Genomic DNA, 433 nt, shown 5'->3' on the forward strand with positions numbered 1-433 from the left:
GCCCACCGAGCCGCCTCAAGGCGCGGCTCAGGATATGCCGGATCGAATGCGAGCGGTTGAGCGCCGAATCCGGGTTCTGGAAGACGATCTGCAGGCCCTTGATCTGGTCTTCCGTGCGGCTGGCGAGCCGTGGCGCGAGCTTCTTGCCTTCTAGCTCGATGCTGCCGCCGTCATCCGGCGAAACGAGGCCGAGCAGGAGCCTGGCCAAGGTGGTCTTGCCGCTGCCAGATTCGCCGACCAGGCCGAGCGTCTCGCCGGAGCTTAGGCTGACCGAGACGTCCTTCACCGCACGCAGTGGGTGGCCATAGCTGCCATAAGTTTTGTTCAGCCCCTCGACCCGCAGCACCGGCGGCGCGTGCTTGGGTGCGGCGGCGGGAGCGTTGACGGGCGTGGCACGCGGCAGCGACTGCGCCTTATCGTGATAGTGGCAGCG

The 433-nt window shown here is 67.0% G+C and carries 1 protein-coding gene; it reads right to left on the minus strand.

Translation table 11 applies throughout. The annotated features are described in order from the left end of the window. On the minus strand, window positions 1-433 hold a 433-nt coding region (locus EOA28_RS38250), incomplete at both ends, for an ATP-binding cassette domain-containing protein (RefSeq protein WP_128315966.1).

The sequence above is a fragment of the Mesorhizobium sp. M2A.F.Ca.ET.067.02.1.1 genome (assembly GCF_004023285.1).
Taxonomy (GTDB): domain Bacteria; phylum Pseudomonadota; class Alphaproteobacteria; order Rhizobiales; family Rhizobiaceae; genus Mesorhizobium.